Origin of the sequence: Capnocytophaga sp. oral taxon 902 (genome assembly GCF_013394735.1) — a bacterium.
Lineage (GTDB): Bacteria > Bacteroidota > Bacteroidia > Flavobacteriales > Flavobacteriaceae > Capnocytophaga > Capnocytophaga ochracea.
Genome location: NZ_CP058261.1, coordinates 2729053 through 2752961 on the forward strand (window position 1 = coordinate 2729053; position 23909 = coordinate 2752961).

The window sequence follows — 23909 nt, forward strand, 5'->3', positions numbered from 1 at the left end:
ATCTAATAGCAATATAAAATTGCCTCAATTTTTGAGAGGTCTCTCAAAAACCGGTGCAAATGTACAAATTAATTTTGATACTGAAAAATATTTTTTAATGTTTTTTTGAAGTTATTTTTACGAGTATTTATAACACTCTATATACTCCTTATTTACCTGTATTTTCAAGTTCTAATAAAAGATTTTTAGGTTTTATAATAATGCTCTAAATCATCTTATCTTTACTTTATTTCCATTTATCCTTCGTTCATTCTTTATTTGCCCCTGCTGCTCGCACCGTCATTTATTCGTTCTTTATTTGTCATCTATTCGTCTTTATGTCGCTTTAGTTCTCCTTTTGGAGGAAGCCAGCGAAAGCTGGGTATGTGTAAGGGGGAGATTTTCTTCGTCATTTCTCTATCTGCCCGTGTGGCTCGCACCGTCATTTGTTCGTCATTTGTTCGTCATTTGTTCGTCTTTTGTTCGTCTTTTGTTTATTTGCCTGTGCGGCTCGCACCTGCCCGTGTGGCTCACACCTGCTTGTGTGGCTCACACCGTTTTCACTAAAAAAAGTGTCTGAGAAATTATAGCTAACTCTCAGACACTTTATTTAATCTAACTTACTTATTTTATTATAGGTTAAATGTAAAACTTCTCATATTAATTCGCTACTTCACTAATAAATTTCAATCGGTAGATTCTTAATTCATCATCTTCGTAATCACCGGCAAACTCTTTAGAAGCTAACGATATTTTATCACTTTCAGCTTCCATAAAGTATTCGTGAAGCTCTTCTTGTTGCTCTTCATCAAAGATTTCATTCACCCAATAATCGATATTCAGCTTGGTACCGCTGTATACTATTTGCTCCATTTCTTTGAGGAACTCATCCATTTCCAATCTTTGGCTTGTGCGATGTCAGGCAAAGGCAATTTGCGGTCTATATTCTGAATGATAAACAATTTCAAAGCTGAGTTAGACCCTGTAGTTTTTACTATTAAATCCTCAGCACGCACAATGTCATTCTCTTCTACGTAACGCTCAATGAGCTTTACAAACTCACTACCATATTTCTTAGCTTTGCCTTCACCTATACCGTGTACATTAGTAAGCTCTTGAATAGTAATAGGGTATTTGAGAGCCATATCTTCTAGCGAAGGGTCTTGGAATACCACAAACGGAGGCACCCCTTTTTGTTTGGCTACTTTCTTACGCAAATCTTTGAGCATTTCAAGAAGTACAGGGTCGGCTGCTACGGCATTAGCACTGTTGATATCTTCGGGTTCTTCTTCATAACTGTGGTCTTCAGTCATCATAAATGAAGGTACATCTTTTAAAAACTCTTTTCCTTTGTCGGTGATAAACATCACTCCGTAAGTTTCTATATCTTTGCGTATGAGTCCGTTTACCATTACCTGACGGAGGAGTGCCATCCAGTAAGCATCGTCTTTTTCCTTCCCAATACCAAAGAACTCTTGTTCGTCAATACGGTGTGCTTTGATAATAGCACTTACTTTTCCAATAAGCGTATTTACAATCTCTTTAGCTTTAAATTTCTGTTTGGTAGCAATAATTACGTTTAGCAATTTCACCACATCGTCTTTAGCTTCTTTCTTTTCTTTAGGGAAACGTACATTATCGTCCATATTAGCACCTTCGCCATTCACCTCGTCAAACTCTTCACCAAAGTAATGTAAGATAAATTTACGGCGCGAACTAGACGTTTCGGCATAGGCTACAATATCTTGCAAGAGCGCTTGTCCTATTTCTTGCTCAGCTATAGGTTTGCCTATCATAAATTTTTCCAGCTTCTCTACATCTTTATAGGAATAGAAAGCTAAGCAATGCCCTTCACCACCATCGCGACCGGCACGTCCGGTTTCTTGATAGTAACTCTCTATACTTTTAGGAATATCGTGGTGAATTACAAAGCGCACATCGGGTTTGTCAATACCCATACCAAAAGCAATAGTTGCAACTACCACATCTACTTCTTCCATCAAGAACATATCTTGGTGCTTGGCGCGTGTTTTGGCATCTAATCCTGCGTGATAAGGCACTGCCGAAATGCCGTTTACTTGTAAGGTTTGCGCGAGGTCTTCCACCTTTTTACGGCTGAGACAGTATATAATCCCAGATTTTTTACTGTTCTGTTTCACAAAACGAATGATATCGGCATCTACATTTTTAGTTTTAGGGCGTACCTCGTAATACAAGTTTGGACGGTTGAACGACGACTTAAACACGTTAGCCTCCTGCATTCCTAAGTTCTTCAAAATATCTTCTTGTACCTTAGGAGTAGCCGTAGCAGTAAGCGCTACAATAGGTATATTACTGCCCAAACGCTCGATAATGGTTCTAATATTGCGGTACTCAGGACGGAAATCGTGTCCCCATTCCGAGATACAGTGCGCCTCATCTACCGCTACAAAGGAAATAGGTACTGTTTTGAGAAAGTTAGCATATTCCTCTTTGATAAGCGACTCGGGGGCAACGTATAGCAATTTAGTCTTGCCTGCACTGATGTCTTCCATTACCTCGCGAATTTCATTTTTAGTAAGCGAAGAGTTCAGCACGTGGGCAATACTATCGGTTGACGAAATACCACGCATAGCATCTACTTGGTTTTTCATCAAAGCGATAAGCGGAGAGATAACAATAGCAGTCCCCTCCAAGACTAAGGCAGGTAATTGGTAACACAATGATTTACCACCACCTGTAGGCATAATAACAAAGGTGTTCTCTTTATTAATTACACTGGTAATAATTTCTTCTTGATGCCCTTTAAACGCTTCAAACCCAAAGTAGTGTTTCAGGGCATTGTGTAAATCATCTTTTGTCATTTCCATATTAAAAATTCTTCTGTTTTAGTGTTGAGTTTTTCTGTTATTACATTCAGTTTACAAATTTACGACATTTTTCTAAACCACAAAAATTTTTGATAAAAAAAGTGTTTCCCGCCGACTCACTTACTCGACAATTGCCGACAATAGCAAGGGGAAAGCGCCATCAAGAGATGAGAATGTAGGATCTGCAAAAGTAAGTGTTTATGAGGTAGAATTATTCTAATGCGAAATTAAGGGTAAACGTTCTTTCACAAAACTACTCACTGTAAGCCTATGTACCCCAAGAATACGCCCAATAGCTGAATATGATACTCGCTTATCTAGCAACTCTTTAATCTTCTTTTCTTGCCCTGTGAGTTTCGTTTTAGCCGATTTGCTTCCTTTAGGGCGACCCAGTACTACCCCTTCTGCTTTTTTACGTGCCAAAGCCTCTTTGGTACGCTGACTGATAAGATTGCGTTCAATTTCAGCCGACAGCCCAAAGGCAAACGCCAACACTTTGCTATTGATATCACTCCCCAAGCGATAATTATCTTTGATAGTCCACACCTGAATATTGCGGTTCATACACTCATTAAGCACCTCCATAATCATCAAGAGGTTACGCCCCAAACGCGACAGTTCTGAGCAAATAAGGACATCGCCTTTCTTCATTTTTTTGAGGAGTTTGCCCAATTGTCGTTCTTGTACTTCTTTAGTACCCGAAATAGTTTCTTCAATCCATTTATTGACAACTATTTGTTGTTTTTCACAAAACTGATTGATTTCAAAACGTTGGTTTTCTACTGTTTGTCGGTCTGTACTGACCCTAATGTATCCGTAAATCATCTTTAAAAATTATTTAAATAGTTATTAAAGGGTACAATATACAGATTTTGTAGAAAATAAATCATTTTTTGTCTATATTAAATACAATAATGCCCCTTTATTTTTTACCAGCCTTTATGTTAGACAACACGCCCAAACCACTCAGTTTAAAAATGCTGATAGCTGGGTGATACTTTCCGACATTGAACAGCGTATCAAGGCTAAAATTGAAGCTATCGACACCCCACTTAAGGATTGGGATATACAGATAAATAGAGGTATACTGACAGGCTTCAATGATGCTTTTATCATAGACGGGAAAAAACGTACTGAACTTATAGCCCAAGATCCAAAAAGTGCCGAAATTATAAGACCAATATTGAGAGGACGTGAAATTAAGCGATATGGGTATGTGTTTGCAGATTTATATCTATTATTTATACCTTGGCACTTCCCGCTTCATCAAATAAAGCCGGAAATTAAAGGTGCTTCTAAAGAGGCTGAAAAAGCTTTTGAAAATCAGTACCCTGCAATCTATAATCACCTTTTACAATATAAGACAGAACTTTCTAATAGAAATAAGGCAGAAACAGGGATACATTATGAATGTTATGCCTTACAACGTTGGGGAGCAAATTATTGGGAGAAAAAAGTTTTTCTAATTCTATTTTATTTATTCTCGTAAGTCGCTCTCCCAAATTCACACTACAAATGATATTTCGCATAATCAATCTATGAATAGAACTTTTTGAAATTCCAAATAAAACAACTGCCTCACTTACAGAAATTAATTTTCTATGTTGTAGAATAGCAATCTTATCTGCATATTTTTCTAAAACTTTTTCTTTTTTCTGTAATTCTAGTTTTTGCTTTTTTTGTTCTTTTTTATTTTTATCCGCACAAGAATGCGAGCAAAAACGAGTTGTTATTGTTTTTGCCTCAAATGGTTTCTGACATTGTTCATAAACCTTTGGTATTTTCAGTTTACTAAATCCCATTTTAAACTATTAAGAATTATAAGCGTTTTAAGAACCACATTGTAGTAAATTAAGACCCGGTACAAATATGGTATGAAATTATAATTAAAAAATAGGAAAAACAAATATTTTTGATTAATTTAAAAATAAAAAGACCACTATAAACTAATTGTTTATAGTGGTCTTTAATATTAGTTATTAATCTATTTTACTTCTTCGAAATCTACGTCTTGAACATTGTCTGTATTGACGTCTTGTGCCCCACCAGCGTTAGGTTGCTCTTGTGCGGTAGAGCTACCGCCTCCCTGTTGGGCTTTGTAGATGTCCTCAGAGGCTTGTTGCCAAGCAGTATTGATTTTGCCCAAAGCAGTTTCAATAGAGCTGAGGTCTTTGCCTTCGTAAGCTGTTTTAAGTTCGCTAAGAACAGTCTCGATAGTGCCTTTCTTGTCGGCTGGGATTTTATCACCAAACTCTTTGAGTTGTTTTTCAGTTTGGAATATCATCGCATCAGCTTCGTTGAGCTTATCTACTTTTTCTTTAGCTTTCTTATCAGCTTCGGCATTGGCTTCGGCTTCGCGTTTCATCTTCTCAATATCTTCTTTTGAAAGTCCAGAAGATGCTTCTATACGGATATTGTGAGACTTGCCTGTACCTTTATCAGTTGCCGATACGTTGATAATACCGTTAGCATCGATATCGAAAGTAACCTCAATTTGTGGTACGCCACGTGGGGCAGGTGGAATGTCATCTAAGTGGAAACGACCGATAGTCTTGTTGTCGTTTGCCATAGGTCTTTCACCTTGCAATACGTGAATTTCCACACTCGGCTGATTATCGGCAGCAGTTGAGAACACTTGCGATTTCTTAGTAGGGATAGTTGTATTGGCTTCTATCAGTTTAGTCATCACACCTCCCATAGTTTCGATACCCAAAGAAAGAGGAGTAACGTCCAAAAGCAATACATCTTTCACATCACCAGTAAGTACGCCCCCTTGAATAGCGGCTCCAATAGCTACTACCTCATCAGGGTTTACGCTCTTATTAGGTTTTTTGCCAAAGAATTTTTCAACGGCTTCTTGTACGGCAGGAATACGAGTAGAACCACCTACTAAGATTACTTCGTTGATATCACTTACGCTGAGACCTGCATTTTCTAATGCTTTTTTGCAAGGTTCAATTGTGCGTTTTACGAGGTCGTCGATGAGTTGTTCGAATTTAGCACGGCTGAGCTTGCGCACCAAGTGTTTAGGACCTGAAGCTGTAGCAGTGATATAAGGCAAGTTGATTTCGGTTTCAGTAGTTGAAGAAAGTTCAATCTTAGCCTTTTCAGCAGCTTCTTTAAGACGTTGCAATGCCATAGGGTCTTTACGAAGGTCGATTTGTTCTTCTTTTTCAAACTCTTCAGCTAACCAGTTGATGATTTTTTCATCTACATCGTCACCTCCTAAGTGGGTATCACCATCAGTAGCGAGTACTTCAAACACGCCGTCGCCAAGTTCCAAGATAGACACATCGTGAGTACCACCCCCAAAGTCGAATACAACAATCTTATGGTCGCTATGGTCTTTATCCAAGCCATAAGCCAATGCAGCGGCAGTAGGTTCGTTGATGATACGTTCTACTTTTAAGCCTGCGATTTCACCTGCTTCTTTAGTAGCTTGACGTTGAGCGTCGTTAAAGTAAGCTGGTACAGTAATTACCGCGCTTGTTACGGGTTGTCCTAAGAAGTCTTCTGCAGTTTTCTTCATTTTTTGAAGAATCATAGCTGAGATTTCTTGTGGAGTATACAAACGTCCGTCTATGTCCACACGAGGAGTATCGTTGTCGCCACGTACTACTTTATAAGGTACACGAGCGATTTCTTTTTCCAATTCAGAAAACTTGTTCCCCATAAAACGCTTGATAGAATATACCGTGTTTTTAGGGTTGGTAACTGCCTGACGTTTAGCAGCGTCACCTACTTTTATTTCGCCACCTTCGGTAAAAGCTACCACTGAAGGGGTTGTGCGTTTACCTTCGGCATTGGTAATCACCACGGGGTCATTACCTTCCATTACAGAAACACAAGAGTTTGTGGTTCCTAAGTCAATACCTATAATCTTACTCATATTAATATTATCGTTTTTTTAAGTTCAACATTATTTTTGTAAGCCTTACGCTTACGTAGTTAGTAGCAGTCAATGATTGTGCCAAAGGGATAAAAACTGACAAATTGTCATTTTCAGTCATTAGTTGTTAGTAAGCGACTAACAACTAATTTCTATTTTTTATCTTCTGATGTTTGATTTCTAAATACCAATTGGTTATCAAAAGCATCTAATAAGATGACAGCATCGCGTTGTACTGTGCCACTCAAAATTTCTTTAGAAAGCTTGTTAAGCACTTCTTTCTGAATGATACGTTTCACTGGACGAGCACCAAACTGAGGGTCAAAACCTTTTTGTGCTAAGTAATCAATAGCCTCATCGGTGGCATCGAGCAAGATGCCTTCTTTGGCAACCATACGGAACACTGATTGCAATTGCAAACGCACAATACTACGGATATCCTTGGCGTTGAGCGGTGTGAACATTATAATGTCGTCTATACGGTTCAAAAACTCAGGACGTACAGTTTGTTTGAGGAGTTGTAACACCTCGTCACGTGACTCGTCGATAGCGCGCTCGGTATCCTTAGGATACTTTTCAAAAGTTTCCTGAATGATATGGCTACCCATATTGGAGGTCATAATGATAATCGTATTCTTAAAGTCGGCGGTACGACCTTTGTTGTCAGTAAGCCTACCTTCGTCGAGTACTTGCAACAAGATGTTGAAAGTATCGGGGTGAGCTTTTTCGATTTCGTCTAAAAGTATTACGGAATACGGACGGCGACGCACAGCTTCAGTAAGCTGACCACCTTCGTCATACCCCACATATCCTGGAGGCGCACCTACTAATCGGCTAACAGCGTGTTTCTCTTGATATTCACTCATATCTATACGCGTCATTGCATTTTCATCGTCGAATAGATACTCGGCTAAGGCTTTGGCAAGTTCGGTTTTACCTACCCCCGTAGTTCCTAAGAAAAGAAAAGAACCTATAGGACGACGTGGGTCTTGCAAACCAGCACGACTACGGCGTATGGCATCGGAAACTGCCTCGATGGCTTCTTCTTGACCTACTACACGACGGTGCAATTCTTTTTCTAAGTTTAAGAGTTTTTCGCGTTCGCCTTGTAACATTTTAGCTACAGGTATACCTGTCCATTTTGCGACTACTTCAGCGATGTCTTCGGCGGTTACTTCTTCTTTTACAAGAGCATTTTCGTGTGATTTGCTGTCTAAATTCTTTTGCAATTCCACTAACTTGTCTTCCGCTTCTTTGATTTTTCCATAACGCAATTCCGCTACTTTACCGTAGTCGCCTTCACGTTCAGCTCTATCGGCTTCCAAACGGTATTTCTCAATAGCTTCCTTAGTGGTTTGCACTTCATCAATTACGCTTTTTTCACTCTGCCATTTAGCATTGATAGCGTTACGTTCTTCTTTAAGATTTGCCAAATCTACATATAGCATTTTGAGCTTATCTTCGTCTTTCTCACGTTTGATAGCCTCAATTTCTATTTCGAGTTGCATTATCTTACGGTCGAGTACGTCTAACTCTTCGGGTTTAGAATTGATTTCCATACGGAGCTTGGCAGCTGCCTCGTCCATTAGGTCTATTGCCTTATCGGGCAAGAAACGATTAGTGATATAGCGTTCAGAAAGCTCTACTGCTGCGATAATAGCCTCGTCTTTGATACGCACTTTGTGGTGAGTTTCGTATTTTTCTTTGATACCACGCAATATTGATATAGCACTCTCGGTATCTGGTTCGTCTACCATTACCTTTTGAAAACGACGTTCAAGAGCCTTATCTTTCTCAAAATATTTTTGGTACTCATCGAGAGTAGTGGCACCAATGGCACGGAGTTCACCACGTGCTAAGGCAGGTTTTAAGATATTAGCAGCGTCCATAGCACCTTCGCCTCCTCCTGCTCCCACAAGGGTATGAATTTCATCTATAAACAGAATGATATTGCCATCGGATGAGGTAACCTCTTTCACTACTGATTTGAGTCGTTCTTCAAACTCACCTTTGTACTTCGCACCTGCGATAAGGGCACCCATATCGAGGGAGTAAATTACCTTGTCTTTTAGGTTTTCAGGCACGTCACCTTTCACAATACGGTGCGCTAAGCCTTCGGCTATAGCCGTTTTACCTACCCCAGGTTCACCCACCAACATAGGGTTGTTCTTGGTACGACGTGAAAGAATTTGCAATACACGACGTATTTCCTCATCACGACCAATCACAGGGTCGAGTTTCCCGCTATCAGCTAACTGATTGAGATTTTTAGCGTATTTGTTGAGCGAATTGTAAGTATCTTCAGCCGAAGCCGAAGTTACGCGTTCGCCTTTGCGCAATTCTTGAATGGCTTTCTCCAACTCTTTTTCACTTACGCCTTGGTCTTTCAGGGCTTGGGCGATTTTACTGTTTGATTTGAAGATAGCCAATATAAGGTGTTCTAAGGATACATATTCGTCATTCCATTTTTTAGCGATGTTAGCAGCTTCGTTCAGCATAGTGTTTGCTTCGCGTGAGAGCCCCATATCGCCACCGCTGACTTTGGCAAAGCCTTGCAGAGCAGTTTCTAATTGTTTATTTAATTGCTCGCGGTTGATATTCAATTTTTTGAATAGGAAAGGCAATACGTTCTCATCTACCTGCTCAATAGCTTTGAAGAAATGTTCGTTTTGCAATTCCTGGTGCCCGTACTGCTGGGCAATTTGCTGAGCGGTTTGTACCGCTTCTTGCGCTTTGATAGTAAAGTTATTAAAATTCATATATTTTCAATTTAGTGTGTTCAACATTTTATGATTTGTTCACTCCCAATAGGGCAAGAGTTGTGCCAACAGCTTTTAACTGACAAAAAGACAGTTTTTAAAAAGGATTTTTATACCAAATAGAATATTAAATAGGAATCTAAAAATAATTAACAATCTGATTATTATTTAATAATAACTACTTGATAAGAAATGTGTAACGAGTGACAAAATGTCGGTGACTAATTGAATCTCTGTTCATTAACGGGTAGGTGCTGATACCTATCTATTTTTGAAGCTAAAGAGTAATAGTGCCTCTACTTCAAAACACTTACCGAAAATATGAGGTGGAATGAAAAAAGTTACTTGGCAGGTTGGAGGTCTCGGAAGATAACGGAGAGATTCGGAAGAGAAAATTTAGGTAAAAGGTAAAAAACAAGAGGTAAAGTAGCTGTTGAGAGGGTGGTGGTAGCTTATAGAGAGCTTATAGGAAGCTTATACGAATCTTGGAAGATAGATATAGAAAGGGTATATAAATAGTTAATAATGAGGGATTAAGAATGAGTAGAAAAAAGAGATTTAAGCGGATTTAAAGTAGAAGAAAAACGAAAATAAGGGAAAGAAGTAATCTTTTTAAAAGGGGAGTGTGGCGATACAAAAATGTGAGATGAGCAAAGGTAAATAGAAGTATAAACATTCTTCAAGAGAAAAAAGTATAGATAGCTATTAGACTAAAAGACAAGGCTTACTAGAAGAAAGTGCGAAGGCGAATTTAATGCCACAATACCCAAAATACTAATAATACCAAATTAATGACGAGTTGCGAATGGCGAATGATAAGGTTACAAGGAAGTAGCACGAGGGAACAAAATATAAAGCCTTTATATTGTGAATTGATATTTTTTTGTACCTTTGCACCAAAATATAGACAAAATGAAAGTAGCTGTGGTAATGGGAAGCAAGAGTGATTTGCCTGTGATGCAGGACGCTATTGATATCCTCAAGTCCTTTGGTATCACAACTGTGGTAGACATCGTATCGGCGCATCGCACGCCTGAAAAGCTGATGGAGTTCAGTAAGAACGCTCATAAAAAAGGCATTCAGGTAATTATTGCGGGAGCAGGGGGTGCAGCTCATTTACCTGGTATGGTCGCCTCGATGTCGCCTTTGCCTGTGATAGGTGTGCCGGTGAAAAGCAGTAACTCTATTGACGGTTGGGATTCTATCCTTTCTATCTTACAAATGCCTGGCGGAGTGCCTGTGGCTACCGTAGCTTTAAATGCTGCTAAGAACGCAGGTTTATTAGCCGTGCAAATATTGGCAAGTGCCGACGCTGAGCTCTTGCAAAAAATGATTGATTATAAAGAAAATTTGAAACAAGCGGTGCTTACTGCCGCAGCAACCCTCGACGATGAATAAAGATACTTTTCAGGGCTCACGTCTTTTATTATTAGACTTTGGCTCGCAATACACCCAACTTATTGCACGCCGTGTGCGCGAATTGAACGTGTATTGCGAAATGCACCCCTACAACCATTTGCCTGAGAACTTAGAAGACTTCTCGGCAGTGATACTCTCAGGTTCGCCTTATTCGGTGCGTAGTGCAGAAGCCTTGCACCCAGACCTATCAGCACTGAAAGGTAAAAAGCCCCTTTTGGCAGTATGTTACGGAGCGCAGTATTTGGCACACTTTGGCGGTGGTGAAGTAGCCCCTTCGAACATACGAGAGTACGGGCGTGCTCACCTTACCTATATTAAGCCTAATGAACCTCTTTTTGAAGGGATTGCAGAAGGAAGTGTAGTGTGGATGAGCCATAGTGACACTATCAAACAATTGCCTACTGGGGCGGTTTGTTTGGCGAGTACTCCTGATGTAGTGAACGCGGCTTATCGCATAAAAGGAGAAGAAACCTACGCAATTCAGTTTCACCCCGAAGTGACCCACTCAGTTGATGGAATGAAGCTATTAGCTAACTTCCTTTTCAAAATAGCGAAACTTACCCCTAATTGGACGTCCGACAACTTTGTAGAAATGACGGTTGCCCAGCTAAAAGCACAAGTGGGTAATGAGAAAGTGATATTAGGCTTATCGGGAGGAGTAGACTCTACGGTAGCTGCTGTATTACTTAACAAAGCGATTGGCAAGCAATTACATTGTATTTTTGTAAATAATGGACTCTTGCGCAAAAACGAGTTCGAAAACGTACTGAAACAATATGAGGGTATGGGACTGAATGTGAAGGGTGTAGATGCCTCAGCGCGTTTCCTTACTGCCTTAGCAGGCAAAACCGACCCCGAGGAAAAACGCAAAACCATAGGGCGCGTTTTTATTGAAGTATTTGATGATGAGGCTCATAAAATTACCGATGCTCAATGGTTGGCACAAGGCACTATCTATCCTGACGTGATTGAATCACTATCAGTAAAGGGACCTTCAGCTACTATCAAATCACATCATAACGTAGGAGGCTTACCCGACTATATGAAATTGAAAGTAGTAGAGCCTTTGCGTATGCTCTTCAAAGATGAAGTGCGAAGAGTAGGACGCAGTTTGGGCATCAGTGATGAACTATTAGGCAGACACCCTTTTCCAGGACCTGGATTGGCTATCCGCATTTTGGGAGATATCACTGCCGAAAAGGTAACTATTTTGCAAGAAGTAGATGCTATATTCATCAACGCACTGAAAGAAAATAACTTATACGACAAAGTGTGGCAAGCAGGGGCTATTTTACTGCCTATCAACAGTGTGGGAGTAATGGGAGACGAACGTACCTACGAGCGTGTGGTAGCCTTGCGCGCTGTGGAAAGCATAGACGGTATGACGGCAGATTGGGTAGACTTACCTTATAAATTTCTGCAAAAAGTGTCTAACGATATTATCAATAAGGTGAAAGGTGTAAACCGTGTGGTGTACGATATCAGCAGTAAACCGCCTGCCACGATAGAATGGGAATAGACAATAAACAATTTAGAATTATCAATTAACACTAAAAAAATAAATCATAAGACAATATTATGAAACAACTTTTTACATTAGCTTTGTTATTGTGCTTAGGAGTTGCCTATGCACAACCGCAAACGTACACAGCAAATAACTATGAAAGTATTGAAAATATAGCTAAGACCTATCGCTTTTCGCCCGCTGACATCTTAAAACTCAATCCAGGGCTTAAAGATGGAGTACAAAAGGGAATGACCATTAATATTCCTATTAGTAAAGTGAAGCATTACAATACCCAACGTCCTGTAGGGTTTACGACTCACTTGGTAAAAGGGGGTGAGACTTTCTTTGGTCTGTCGCAAAAATACAACATCACTATTGATGATTTAAAGCGTTATAATTTAGACCTCTATATAAGAGAGTTACAAGAGGGTGAGCGTATTACTATTCCGCTATTTAGCAAAACAGCTGAAATGGTACAAAAAAGCGTACAAGGACAAAAGCGGTACGTAGTAAAACCACAAGAAACGCTTTGGCGCATTGCTAAAAACCACAATGTGAGTGTAGAGGAATTGGAAAAGCTGAACAAAAACGAAAAAGGTTTCAACCCTAATAGTATAAGAGAAGGGCAAGAAATCTGGGTGCCAGCCTCTTCTACCGATAGTACAGAGCCTGAACCACCAGCTCGCCCTAATACTAAGAAAGAAGTGGTGCTTTATCTTGTGGAGAGAGGGGAAGGATTTTACAGCTTAGAACGTAAGTTTGGTTTATCGGAAGCTGAACTTGTGAAACTAAATCCTAGTCTTAAAGATGGATTGAAAAGCGATGCTCAAATATGGATACCAAAAGAGAATTACGAACACTATAAAAGTGCTTCACAGAATAATACAGCAAACTACAACTTTCAGAATTCTAACAATACCTTGCGTTCAGCATCTTCACCAGCCAATGTGAAGGAGATATCTTATATTTTACCTTTTAAACTATCGGATGTCAGCACTGGCCAAATTGCTATTATAAAATCTAGACTTACTGAAAATAAACTAACTCCTGTGGCTACTGATTTCTATTCAGGAGCTCTAATAGCTTTGGACTCTCTTCAAAAAATGGGATATAAGTTTAAAGTGAATGTATACGATAGTGAAGGTGACTTAAAGAAGATAGCTTCTAACGCCTCAGTACAGAACTCACAAGTAGTAATAGGTCCTTTTACCACCAAATCGTTTAATACTTTAGCATCATTGGTTACAAGTAACAATACGATATTATTAGCCCCCTTATCTAATAAGAATATAACTCTCAATCCTAATGTGTATCAGACCTTACCGAACGATGAGGTGTTACAAGCACAAATGATTGACTATCTGAATAAAAACTATTCAGATGAGAATATGATTATCTTAGCTGATAGCAAGAATAGTTCTTTGCGTGAGAAATTAGAGCGTTCATTCCCTAATGCTAAGGTAGTAACCGAAATGTCAGCTAATGGATTTGTTAATGCTCTAAACTACAACAAGGAAAATGTAGTGTTATTACAGTCGAATGATATAGGTTACGTGTCGATGGCAGTGCGTTTGTTGCACAATGCGCTTAAATCTAAAAGGAACAATACCTTCCCTAAGATTATGTTGGCGACTGTGGATAGAGGTTCAGTATACGATTCTAATAATCTTTCTAACAACCAGCTATCCGATTTACGTTTTACTTATCCTACTGTAAATAAATATTCTAATGGTACAGATAGTTTTTCTGCGCGATATTTAAAGACTTATGGTATTCTACCTAATAAGTATGCTATTCGCGGGTTTGACCTTACTATGGATGCTGTATTGCGTTTGGGAGTATCGGGTAATCTTACCAGTGCCAATACACGTATAGGGGAGACTTCTTACTTAGAGAATAAATTTGCCTACCTAAAAAATGCTTATAAGGGAGGTGGCTATGAAAACCAAGGCGTATATATTGTACAGTATGACAATATGGAAGTAAAAGAATTAAAATAAAACAAAATTATAATTAAAAATGAGAGTAGCAGTAGTAGGCGTTACCGGAATGGTAGGTAACGTGATGTTAGAAGTACTTGCAGAACACAAATTTCCTGTAACCGAATTAATTCCCGTAGCATCAGAGAAGTCAGTAGGGAAGAAAATTACTTTTCAAGGAACTGAATATACTGTGATAGGCTTACAACAAGCCGTATCACTCAAACCCGATTTAGCTCTTTTTTCAGCAGGAGCTACCGTCTCAAAAGAATGGGCACCTAAGTTTGCCCAAGTAGGGACAACAGTGGTAGATAACTCATCGGCGTGGCGTATGGACGACACTAAAAAATTGGTAATTCCTGAAATCAATGCCGATGTGCTTACGAAAGACGATAAGATTATTGCAAACCCTAATTGTTCTACGATACAGATGCTCGTAGCTTTAGCTCCTTTACAAAAGAAATACGGTATCAAGCGTGTGGTAGTCTCTACTTACCAATCGATTACAGGTACAGGAGTGAAAGCCGTACGCCAGTTAGAAAACGAATACAAAGGAGAAAAAGGCGAGATGGCTTATCATTACCCAATACACCGCAATGTGATTCCTCATTGTGACGTGTTTGAAGATAATGGTTATACCAAGGAAGAAATGAAATTGGTGCGTGAAACTAAAAAGATACTCCGAGACGACAGTATTGCAGTAACAGCTACAGCGGTGCGCATACCAGTAGTAGGCGGACATAGTGAAGCGGTGAATGTAGAATTGAAAAAGGATTTTAATATTGATGAAGTACGTGCGCTCTTAGCACAATCGCCTGGGATTAAGGTGCAGGATAACACTGATACGAATACTTACCCTATGCCACTGTACGCTCACGGCAAAGATGACGTATTTGTAGGGCGTATCCGTCGTGATGAGTCACAACCTAATACTCTTAACTTATGGGTAGTAGCTGATAACCTGCGCAAAGGAGCTGCTACTAATACCATACAGATTGCTGAGTATCTTATCGCACATAAACTGTTGTAGTAATGATGATGTATTTGAAAAGTATTAATGCTTAGAAAATATAAAAAAGTGTTACATTGATAATAAGAAAATAAAATATATAAAATTTTATAAATCTTATAATCAATTACTTATCAAATTATTAAAAAAATCTTCGAAAAAAAATGTATAAAAATTTTGGAGGTAAAGATAAAAGGTGTACCTTTGCACCCGCAAATGAGACGATAAGGCACATTTGTAGGGGGTATAGCATACGCCTAAAAGAAAGAAACAACACGTACCTTGACATAATGTTGTACAGCACAAAGAAGATTTAAAGGATTGAGTGAAACCTGAAGTCAATAACTTGAAGATCGGTTAGAAGATATAAAAGAATTTAACGATGAAGAGTTTGATCCTGGCTCAGGATGAACGCTAGCGGCAGGCCTAACACATGCAAGTCGAGGGGGAAGTTACTTTCGGGTAACTGAGACCGGCGTACGGGTGCGTAACGCGTATACAATCTGCCTTTCACTGGGGGATAGCCCGAAGAAATTTGGATTAATACCCCATAGTATAGGAGCACGGCATCGTGATACTATTAAAGCTTAGGTGGTGAAAGATGAGTATGCGTTCTATTAGCTAGTTGGAGAGGTAACGGCTCCCCAAGGCTATGATAGATAGGGGTTCTGAGAGGGATGTCCCCCACACTGGTACTGAGATACGGACCAGACTCCTACGGGAGGCAGCAGTGAGGAATATTGGACAATGGTCGGAAGACTGATCCAGCCATGCCGCGTGCAGGATGAAGGTCTTATGGATTGTAAACTGCTTTTGTAAGGGAAGAATAAGGGCTACGCGTAGTTTGATGACGGTACCTTATGAATAAGCATCGGCTAACTCCGTGCCAGCAGCCGCGGTAATACGGAGGATGCGAGCGTTATCCGGAATCATTGGGTTTAAAGGGTCTGTAGGCGGGCTTGTAAGTCAGAGGTGAAAGCGCTCAGCTCAACTGAGCAACTGCCTTTGAAACTGTTGGTCTTGAATGGTTGTGAAGTAGTTGGAATGTGTAGTGTAGCGGTGAAATGCTTAGATATTACACAGAACACCGATAGCGAAGGCATATTACTAACAATTAATTGACGCTGATGGACGAAAGCGTGGGGAGCGAACAGGATTAGATACCCTGGTAGTCCACGCTGTAAACGATGGATACTAGCTGTTTGGTTTAAGGATTGAGTGGCTAAGCGAAAGTGATAAGTATCCCACCTGGGGAGTACGTTCGCAAGAATGAAACTCAAAGGAATTGACGGGGGCCCGCACAAGCGGTGGAGCATGTGGTTTAATTCGATGATACGCGAGGAACCTTACCAAGGTTTAAATGGGGACTGACAGAGGTAGAGATACCTTTTTCTTCGGACAGTTTTCAAGGTGCTGCATGGTTGTCGTCAGCTCGTGCCGTGAGGTGTCAGGTTAAGTCCTATAACGAGCGCAACCCCTGCCATTAGTTGCTAACGAGTCGAGTCGAGCCCTCTAATGGGACTGCCGGTGCAAACCGAGAGGAAGGTGGGGATGACGTCAAATCATCACGGCCCTTACATCTTGGGCTACACACGTGCTACAATGGCCGTTACAGAGAGCAGCCACTGCGTGAGCAGGCGCGAATCTATAAAGACGGTCACAGTTCGGATCGGAGTCTGCAACTCGACTCCGTGAAGCTGGAATCGCTAGTAATCGGATATCAGCCATGATCCGGTGAATACGTTCCCGGGCCTTGTACACACCGCCCGTCAAGCCATGGAAGCTGGGAGTACCTGAAGACGGTTACCTAAAGGAGCTGTTTAGGGTAAAACTAGTGACTGGGGCTAAGTCGTAACAAGGTAGCCGTACCGGAAGGTGCGGCTGGAACACCTCCTTTCTAGAGAAGACCGATTTAATTATTAATGGTTAATTATTAATGATTAATGACTGATGGTATATTTGATTCTTTAAATCTTGCTGGCAACAAAATAAAATTTGCAAATTTGCTAATTTACAAATTTGCTAATTAGAACAAAGTCTCATAGCTCAGCTGGTTAGAGCGCTACACTGATAATGTAGAGGTCGGCAGTTCGAGTCTGCCTGGGACTACAAGCAAAAGAAGCTTAAAAAGAAGGAAATTTCTAGGAGTGAGCTAGGGGAAGGATCCTCTTACCTCTTACCACATATCTCTTACCTAGAGACAGGGGGAATTAGCTCAGCTGGCTAGAGCACCTGCCTTGCACGCAGGGGGTCAAGGGTTCGAATCCCTTATTCTCCACAACAAACGTACATTGACATATTGGGATAAAGAGCATAAGAGATCAATAATAGATTATTGATTAATCTAACGAAATATTAAAAAGAATCAAAGAGAACGAGAGGTACCTAGATAATTGACAATTATCAATTGTTAATTGTCAATTGACTAGGACTACAAGCGCGAAAAGTTATGTAAAGGCGTATGGGGGATGCCTAGGCTCTCAGAGGCGAAGAAGGACGTGATAAGCTGCGAAAAGTTGCGTGTATTGGCACATACGAGATGATACGCAAATATCCGAATGGGGCAACCCAGTACATTGAAGATGTACTACATCGTAAAGGTGGGCAAACCTGCTGAACTGAAACATCTTAGTAGGCAGAGGAGAAGAAAACAAAAGTGATTCCCAAAGTAGTGGCGAGCGAAATGGGAATAGCCCAAACCCACTTTGTTACGGCAGAGTGGGGGTTGTAGGACCCAGATATAGGTTGTAGAGCTGGATTAGAAGTGTTTGGAAAGACACACCACAGAGAGTGAAAGTCTCGTATAGGTACAGTTTTATAAATCTTATGGGAATCCTGAGTAGGTCGGGGCACGAGGAACCTTGACTGAATCAGCCGGGACCATCCGGTAAGGCTAAATACTCCTGAGAGACCGATAGTGAACTAGTACCGTGAGGGAAAGGTGAAAAGAACCGTGAATAACGGAGTGAAATAGACCCTGAAACCATACGCTTACAAGCGGTCGGAGCAGCGTTAGGCTGTGACGGCGTGCCTTTTGCATAATGAGCCTACGAGTTACTGTTACCAGCGAGGATAAGTATTTCAGATACGAATCCGCATCGAAAGAGAGTCTGAATAGGGCGTTAAGTTGGTAGTAGTAGACGCGAAACCTGGTGATCTACCCTTGGGCAGGTTGAAGCGCTGGTAACACAGCGTGGAGGACCGAACTGGTTGTCGTTGAAAAGACTTCGGATGACCTGAGGGTAGGGGTGAAAGGCCAATCAAACTGGGAAATAGCTCGTACTCCCCGAAATGCATTTAGGTGCAGCGTTGGTGTGAGTTTAATAGAGGTAGAGCTACTGATTGGATGCGGGGGTTTCATCGCCTACCAATTCCTGACAAACTCCGAATGCTATTAAATGCTCATCAGCAGTGAGGGTATGGGTGCTAAGGTCCATATCCTAAAGGGAAAGAACCCGGACCATCAGCTAAGGTCCCCAAATATATGCTAAGTTGACCAAACGCGGTCTGACTGCACTGACAGCTAGGATGTTGGCTTGGAAGCAGCCATACATTTAAAGAGTGCGTAACAGCTCACTAGTCGAGCGGTTGGGCATGGATAATAAACGGGCATAAGCATATTACCGAAGCTATGGGGTAGTACAGAAGTACCTACCGGTAGGGGAGCATTCTATAGGCGTAGAAGCTAAAGGCGTGAGCCGTAGTGGAGCTGATAGAAAAGAAAATGTAGGCATAAGTAACGATAAGGCAGGCGAGAAACCTGCCCGCCGAAAGATCAAGGTTTCCTCAGCTATGCTAATCAGCTGAGGGTTAGTCGGGGACTAACGCGCACCCGAGAAGGGGAAGTGGATGTACAACGGGTTAATATTCCCGTACCATTAATCTGATAAAAGTGACGGAACGAGATAACTACCGCGTACTGACGGAATAGTACGTTAAAGGAGCAGTTATAGCTTTGATAGTACACTGAGGCTTCGGTCGAGGTGATAGAGTGGTGACAACGTTTCCAAGAAAAGCGAAGATTAATGCCCGTACCGTAAACCGACACAGGTGATTGGGATGAGAATTCTAAGGCGCTCGAGAGATTCATGGCTAAGGAACTAGGCAAAATAGACCTGTAACTTCGGGAGAAAGGTCGCCTATCGTAAGATAGGCCGCAGTGAAAAGGTCCAAGCGACTGTTTATCAAAAACACAGGACTCTGCAAAATCGAAAGATGAGGTATAGGGTCTGACACCTGCCCGGTGCTGGAAGGTTAAGAGGAGAGCTTAGTGGTAACACGAAGGTTTGAATTGAAGCCCCAGTAAACGGCGGCCGTAACTATAACGGTCCTAAGGTAGCGAAATTCCTTGTCGGGTAAGTTCCGACCTGCACGAATGGTGTAACGATTTGGACACTGTCTCGGCCATGAGCTCGGTGAAATTGTAGTATCGGTGAAGATGCCGATTACCCGCAGTGGGACGAAAAGACCCTGTGCACCTTTACTATATCTTCGTATTGGTCTTGGATAAGTGATGCGTAGGATAGGTGGGAGACTATGAAGTGGCTATTCTGGTAGTTGTGGAGTCGTTGTTGAAATACCACCCTTTGCTTATCTGAGGTCTAACCCTGCAGAGTGCAGGGGACAATTCGTGGAGGGTAGTTTGACTGGGGTGGTCGCCTCCAAAAGAGTAACGGAGGCTTCTAAAGGTTCCCTCAGCACGCTTGGTAACCGTGCGTAGAGTGCAATGGCATAAGGGAGCTTGACTGAGAGACTCACAAGTCGATCAGGTACGAAAGTAGAGCATAGTGATCCGGTGGTTCCGAATGGAAGGGCCATCGCTCAAAGGATAAAAGGTACGCCGGGGATAACAGGCTGATCTCCCCCAAGAGCTCACATCGACGGGGGGGTTTGGCACCTCGATGTCGGCTCGTCACATCCTGGGGCTGGAGAAGGTCCCAAGGGTTGGGCTGTTCGCCCATTAAAGTGGCACGCGAGCTGGGTTCAGAACGTCGTGAGACAGTTCGGTCTCTATCTACTGTGGGCGTTAGAAATTTGCGTGGATCTGACTCTAGTACGAGAGGACCGAGTTGGACGCACCGCTGGTGTATCTGTTGTCTTGCCAAGGGCATAGCAGAGTAGCTAAGTGCGGATGGGATAAGTGCTGAAAGCATATAAGTACGAAACCCGCCACAAGATGAGATTTCTTTTAAGGGTCGTGGGAGATGACCACGTTGATAGGTTACAGGTGTAACGGTGGTAACATCATAGCCGAGTAATACTAATCACCCGTAGACTTTTCGCGCAGCATTCTTTTTTTACTGAAACGTTAGTTAGAACAATTGTTAATTATTAATTATCAATTGTCAATTGAGAAAATATGTTTTTTATCCCTATATGTTAAAAATATGATTAGGAATTGGTATTTTAGGTTAAGATACAAAAAGGAGTTTTAAAAAGCTCTTATCTTTTACCTCTTACCTCTTACCTAAAACGATTTAAGGTGGTTATAGTCAAAGGTCTCACCTCTTACCATTCCGAACAGAGCAGTTAAACCTTTTAGCGCAGATGGTACTACACTTGTTGTGGGAGAGTATGTCGCCGCCTTCTTATAAAGAGCAATTCTGATAAAGAATTGCTCTTTTTTTGTTGTTAGAAGTTGTGGGACTGCTTGGAAGGGGAAGGACGAGTTGGAGAAAAAGTAGGAGAATTAACAAAGCTGTATATTGCAAAAAAAAGTTTAGCTTATATGAACCTTATATGAATTTTGAACAATTGTTATACAAAAAATATCTAAAAAGTTAGGAGTGAAAAGTTTTTGATTGAGTAGCGAAAGAAAGCTTGTGAGGTAAGTGAAATACTTGAAAAATAGGGTTTATTCGAAGGAAGAGCGAAGCTAAGACGAAGAAAAGACGAACAATGAACGAAGAATGAACGAAGAATGGGTGAAGATTTAATGAAGATAAAATATACTAAAAAATTCCTTTATTTTATATGTTATGATATATTGCCTATTTTTAAGAGGTGTATAAGAAATAATCAAAAAACTTGTTTTGTATAAAATAATGTTTTATCTTTGCCATCGAAGATAATATAAAACTGACCTCTTCACTATCATTATTATTAACTTTTAATTCGCTGACATATGAATATAATATTCAACTCAAAAGTATTAAAAAAACTGAACAAACTTTGCTTTAAAGCTTGGTTTGTTTGCTTGCTATTTTTCTTTGGTATGAGTTATGCTCAACGGGAAGACTTTAAGACTTTGGTAGAGAAAGCCACAAAGGGTGATATGGAAGCTCAAGTGCGTTTGGCAACTAATTATGAAAAAGGTATTGGAGTACCTCAGTCTTTTCCTAAAGCTGTTGCTTGGTATGAAAAAGCAGCAGAACAGGGTGATGTAAAATCACAGACGAAATTAGGACTTTGTTATTATTATCGGAAAGGAGTTGTACAGTCTTATGAAAAAGCAGCTTATTGGTTTCAGAAAGCAGCTGAACAGGGGTATGCTGAGGCTCAATCGAAATTAGGTGTGTGCTATCACAAAGGGCAAGGAGTAAAACAATCGGATGAACAAGCTGTATTGTGGTTTCAGAAAGCAGCTGATCAAGATTTTGCAGAGGCACAGAGTTTTTTAGGATATTGTTACTACAAAGGTTTAGGAGTGGCACAATCGGATAGTGATGCGGTACTTTGGTATGAGAAAGCTGCTAATCAAGGTGATGTTGAGGCACAACGCAATTTAGGTTCTTATTATTTCAAGGGGCAGGGAATACCTCAGTCGTATACTAAGGCTATCTTTTGGTTTGAAAAAGCAGCCAATCAAGGAGACAAGGAAGCTCAAACTATTTTAGGATTTTGCTATTATGCTGGTACTGGTGTGGATAAATCACAAAAAAGGGCTATTTACTGGTTTGAGAAGGGGTGTAGGAATAATAGTCCTAAAGCTTGTGAGTATTTAAACGCTATTCAGCAGTAATAACTATAAAGTTAGGAATAAGAAAGATAAGATAATTATAAATTAGTGATATATGTTTAAGAATATCTTTCTTTTTGAAGGGCGTATTAGGCGTACAGAATTTGGACTATCTATTATTATAGATTATTTTGCTCTTATATTTTTGGGTGTAATAGATGCCGTAGTAACTTTAGGAATAGTAATAAAGTTTTTATTCTTTACATTATTGTTTTGGTTTATTTTAGCTCAATCAGTGAAACGTTCACACGACTTGGGGCAAAGTGGCTGGTATGTGCTTTTACCTTTCTATAATCCTTTCTTTTTACTTTTTTCAGAAGGTGTATTAGGAAAAAATGAATACGGAGAAGACCCTAAAAAGAGAGTAAATTTTTTCAATGTATCAACCTCTTCTTCATCTATTTTACAACTGTCCTTAGTTAGAGCATATCAACCGATAGCTGAAGATATTTCTGAGGGTAATACTTCTCATAGATATGATTTTGTAGTTACAAAAGATGATACTATTCTGAAGAAATGGCTTGATACTGAGGTAGAGTCTATCAATATGTCTGCTGACCCAATACTTAATAAAGTGAGTTCTATAGGAAGAGATGTATTTTATGGTTGCAATAAGCTCATTTATATTATTTTTCCAGAACATCTTAACTTTATTAGTGATTTTGCTCTTGACGATTGTGAGCATTTGTGTTCAGTGACTTTCCCTAGTAAATGTTTACATATAGGTAATTGTATTTTTGGTAAGAATTGTCCAGAAAGTATAACACTTGAGGCTAAAGAACCTCCTATGTTGGAAGGTTATTTGGCATATAATGATGAGAAATTGAAAGCTATTTATGTGCCTATTGAATTTGTAGAAAAATATAAGATAGCCAGAGCTTGGGATAAATATGCAGATATTATTCAAGGACATTAATCAAACAACAATAAAGATTATGAAACGAGTTTTATTATATTTATGTATATTTTACTTTTGGGAAGTAAACGCACAAAAGACAAGAGAGGTTTATAAGGACTTAGATTCGTTATATTTGTTAATTCAAACAGAGTATGATTTAATTACCAAAGATTATGAAGAACACATTGCTGAGTTCGACTTCAGTAGAGTGATGAGAATAAGAGAACAAATAGCTTATTATCTCTCTCATATTGATAAAAGGGCGGCAGATTTAAGTGGAATAAAATTATTGAGTGATTCATTGAAATCATATCCTGATACTGAAGAAATATTTTTAAGTATTCGCTCTCAAAAAGCAAAACAACATCAGTTAACTACTTTGAAGCAGGCTTTTGACGGATTACAATTTGAAAAGGTACTAAACTTAGTAGCAATATATAGTGAAAATGGTTATATACCTTCTTATGAATTGGCGTATTATAAGGTTATGTCGGAATATAGATTGTTTTTAAAATCTCCTAATAATAAAAAAGAGAGAGAAGCTCTAATACAGCGTTTGACTACTTATCAAAAGGAACATTGGGGTAAGAGTAAAATCTATGACCGAGTGATAGATGATACTATAAAAAATGTGAAGAGAAGAAGATAACCTTCTACTTAAAT

At 40.0% G+C, this 23909-nt stretch carries 11 protein-coding genes, 2 tRNA genes, 3 rRNA genes and 1 pseudogene; 13 read left to right on the top strand and 4 right to left on the bottom strand.

The annotated features are described in order from the left end of the window. Positions 1–639: 639 nt before the first annotated feature. Together recQ and HW278_RS11775 are read right to left on the bottom strand one after the other, a co-directional pair. Positions 640–2828, bottom strand: a pseudogene (recQ, locus tag HW278_RS11770) (DNA helicase RecQ). Positions 2829–3044: 216 nt separating this feature from the next. Continuing rightward, on the bottom strand, positions 3045–3653 hold the full coding sequence (locus HW278_RS11775; RefSeq protein WP_178977923.1) for a master DNA invertase Mpi family serine-type recombinase: 609 nt from the start codon (positions 3651–3653) through the stop codon (positions 3045–3047). Positions 3654–3819: 166 nt separating this feature from the next. Between HW278_RS11775 and HW278_RS11780 the strand changes: the two genes are divergently transcribed. Then, on the top strand, positions 3820–4317 hold the full coding sequence (locus HW278_RS11780; protein ID WP_178977924.1) for a hypothetical protein: 498 nt from the start codon (positions 3820–3822) through the stop codon (positions 4315–4317). Positions 4318–4812: 495 nt separating this feature from the next. On the opposite strand, the gene dnaK is transcribed toward HW278_RS11780, so the two are convergent. Together dnaK and clpB are read right to left on the bottom strand one after the other, a co-directional pair. Beyond that, positions 4813–6717: a molecular chaperone DnaK gene (gene dnaK / locus HW278_RS11785; protein WP_178977925.1), complete on the bottom strand. Its 1905-nt coding sequence runs from the start codon at positions 6715–6717 to the stop codon at positions 4813–4815. A 152-nt stretch (positions 6718–6869) separates the two neighbouring features. Beyond that, positions 6870–9476, bottom strand: a complete 2607-nt coding sequence (clpB, locus tag HW278_RS11790) for an ATP-dependent chaperone ClpB (protein WP_048746776.1) — start codon at positions 9474–9476, stop codon at positions 6870–6872. A 912-nt stretch (positions 9477–10388) separates the two neighbouring features. Here clpB and purE point away from each other — a divergent pair. The 12 genes from purE (at position 10389) to HW278_RS11850 (ending at position 23895) form a co-directional block, all read left to right on the top strand. Then, positions 10389–10874 (top strand): 5-(carboxyamino)imidazole ribonucleotide mutase, encoded by a 486-nt coding sequence (purE, locus tag HW278_RS11795; RefSeq protein WP_016478654.1) that lies wholly within the window; start codon positions 10389–10391, stop codon positions 10872–10874. Then, positions 10867–12414, top strand: coding sequence for a glutamine-hydrolyzing GMP synthase (guaA, locus tag HW278_RS11800; RefSeq protein WP_178977926.1), 1548 nt, complete (start codon positions 10867–10869; stop codon positions 12412–12414). The genes purE and guaA overlap by 8 nt, the downstream gene beginning before the upstream one ends. Positions 12415–12473: 59 nt before the next feature. Beyond that, a complete protein-coding gene (locus HW278_RS11805; RefSeq protein WP_111973412.1) occupies positions 12474–14402 on the top strand; it encodes a LysM peptidoglycan-binding domain-containing protein in 1929 nt (642 codons plus the stop codon). A 19-nt stretch (positions 14403–14421) separates the two neighbouring features. Continuing rightward, complete coding sequence (locus tag HW278_RS11810) at positions 14422–15411, top strand: aspartate-semialdehyde dehydrogenase (RefSeq protein ID WP_009411842.1); 990 nt, start codon at positions 14422–14424, stop codon at positions 15409–15411. A gap of 358 nt (positions 15412–15769) precedes the next feature. Next, positions 15770–17287: ribosomal RNA gene (locus HW278_RS11815) — 16S ribosomal RNA — on the top strand. Between the two features lie 138 nt (positions 17288–17425). Next, positions 17426–17499 (top strand) — tRNA-Ile (locus HW278_RS11820). 95 nt (positions 17500–17594) lie between these two features. Next, positions 17595–17668, top strand: a tRNA-Ala gene (locus HW278_RS11825). Positions 17669–17830: 162 nt separating this feature from the next. After that, positions 17831–20674 (top strand): 23S ribosomal RNA (locus HW278_RS11830). A 194-nt stretch (positions 20675–20868) separates the two neighbouring features. Beyond that, positions 20869–20979 (top strand): 5S ribosomal RNA (rrf, locus tag HW278_RS11835). Together the 16S, 23S and 5S rRNA genes with 2 tRNA genes alongside form the textbook arrangement of a ribosomal RNA operon. A gap of 535 nt (positions 20980–21514) precedes the next feature. Beyond that, a complete protein-coding gene (locus tag HW278_RS11840; RefSeq protein ID WP_178977927.1) occupies positions 21515–22351 on the top strand; it encodes a tetratricopeptide repeat protein in 837 nt (278 codons plus the stop codon). Positions 22352–22403: 52 nt separating this feature from the next. Continuing rightward, on the top strand, positions 22404–23264 hold the full coding sequence (locus HW278_RS11845) for a DUF805 domain-containing protein (RefSeq protein WP_178977928.1): 861 nt from the start codon (positions 22404–22406) through the stop codon (positions 23262–23264). Then, positions 23239–23895, top strand: coding sequence for a hypothetical protein (locus tag HW278_RS11850; RefSeq protein ID WP_178977929.1), 657 nt, complete (start codon positions 23239–23241; stop codon positions 23893–23895). The genes HW278_RS11845 and HW278_RS11850 overlap by 26 nt, the downstream gene beginning before the upstream one ends. Positions 23896–23909: the final 14 nt, after the last annotated feature.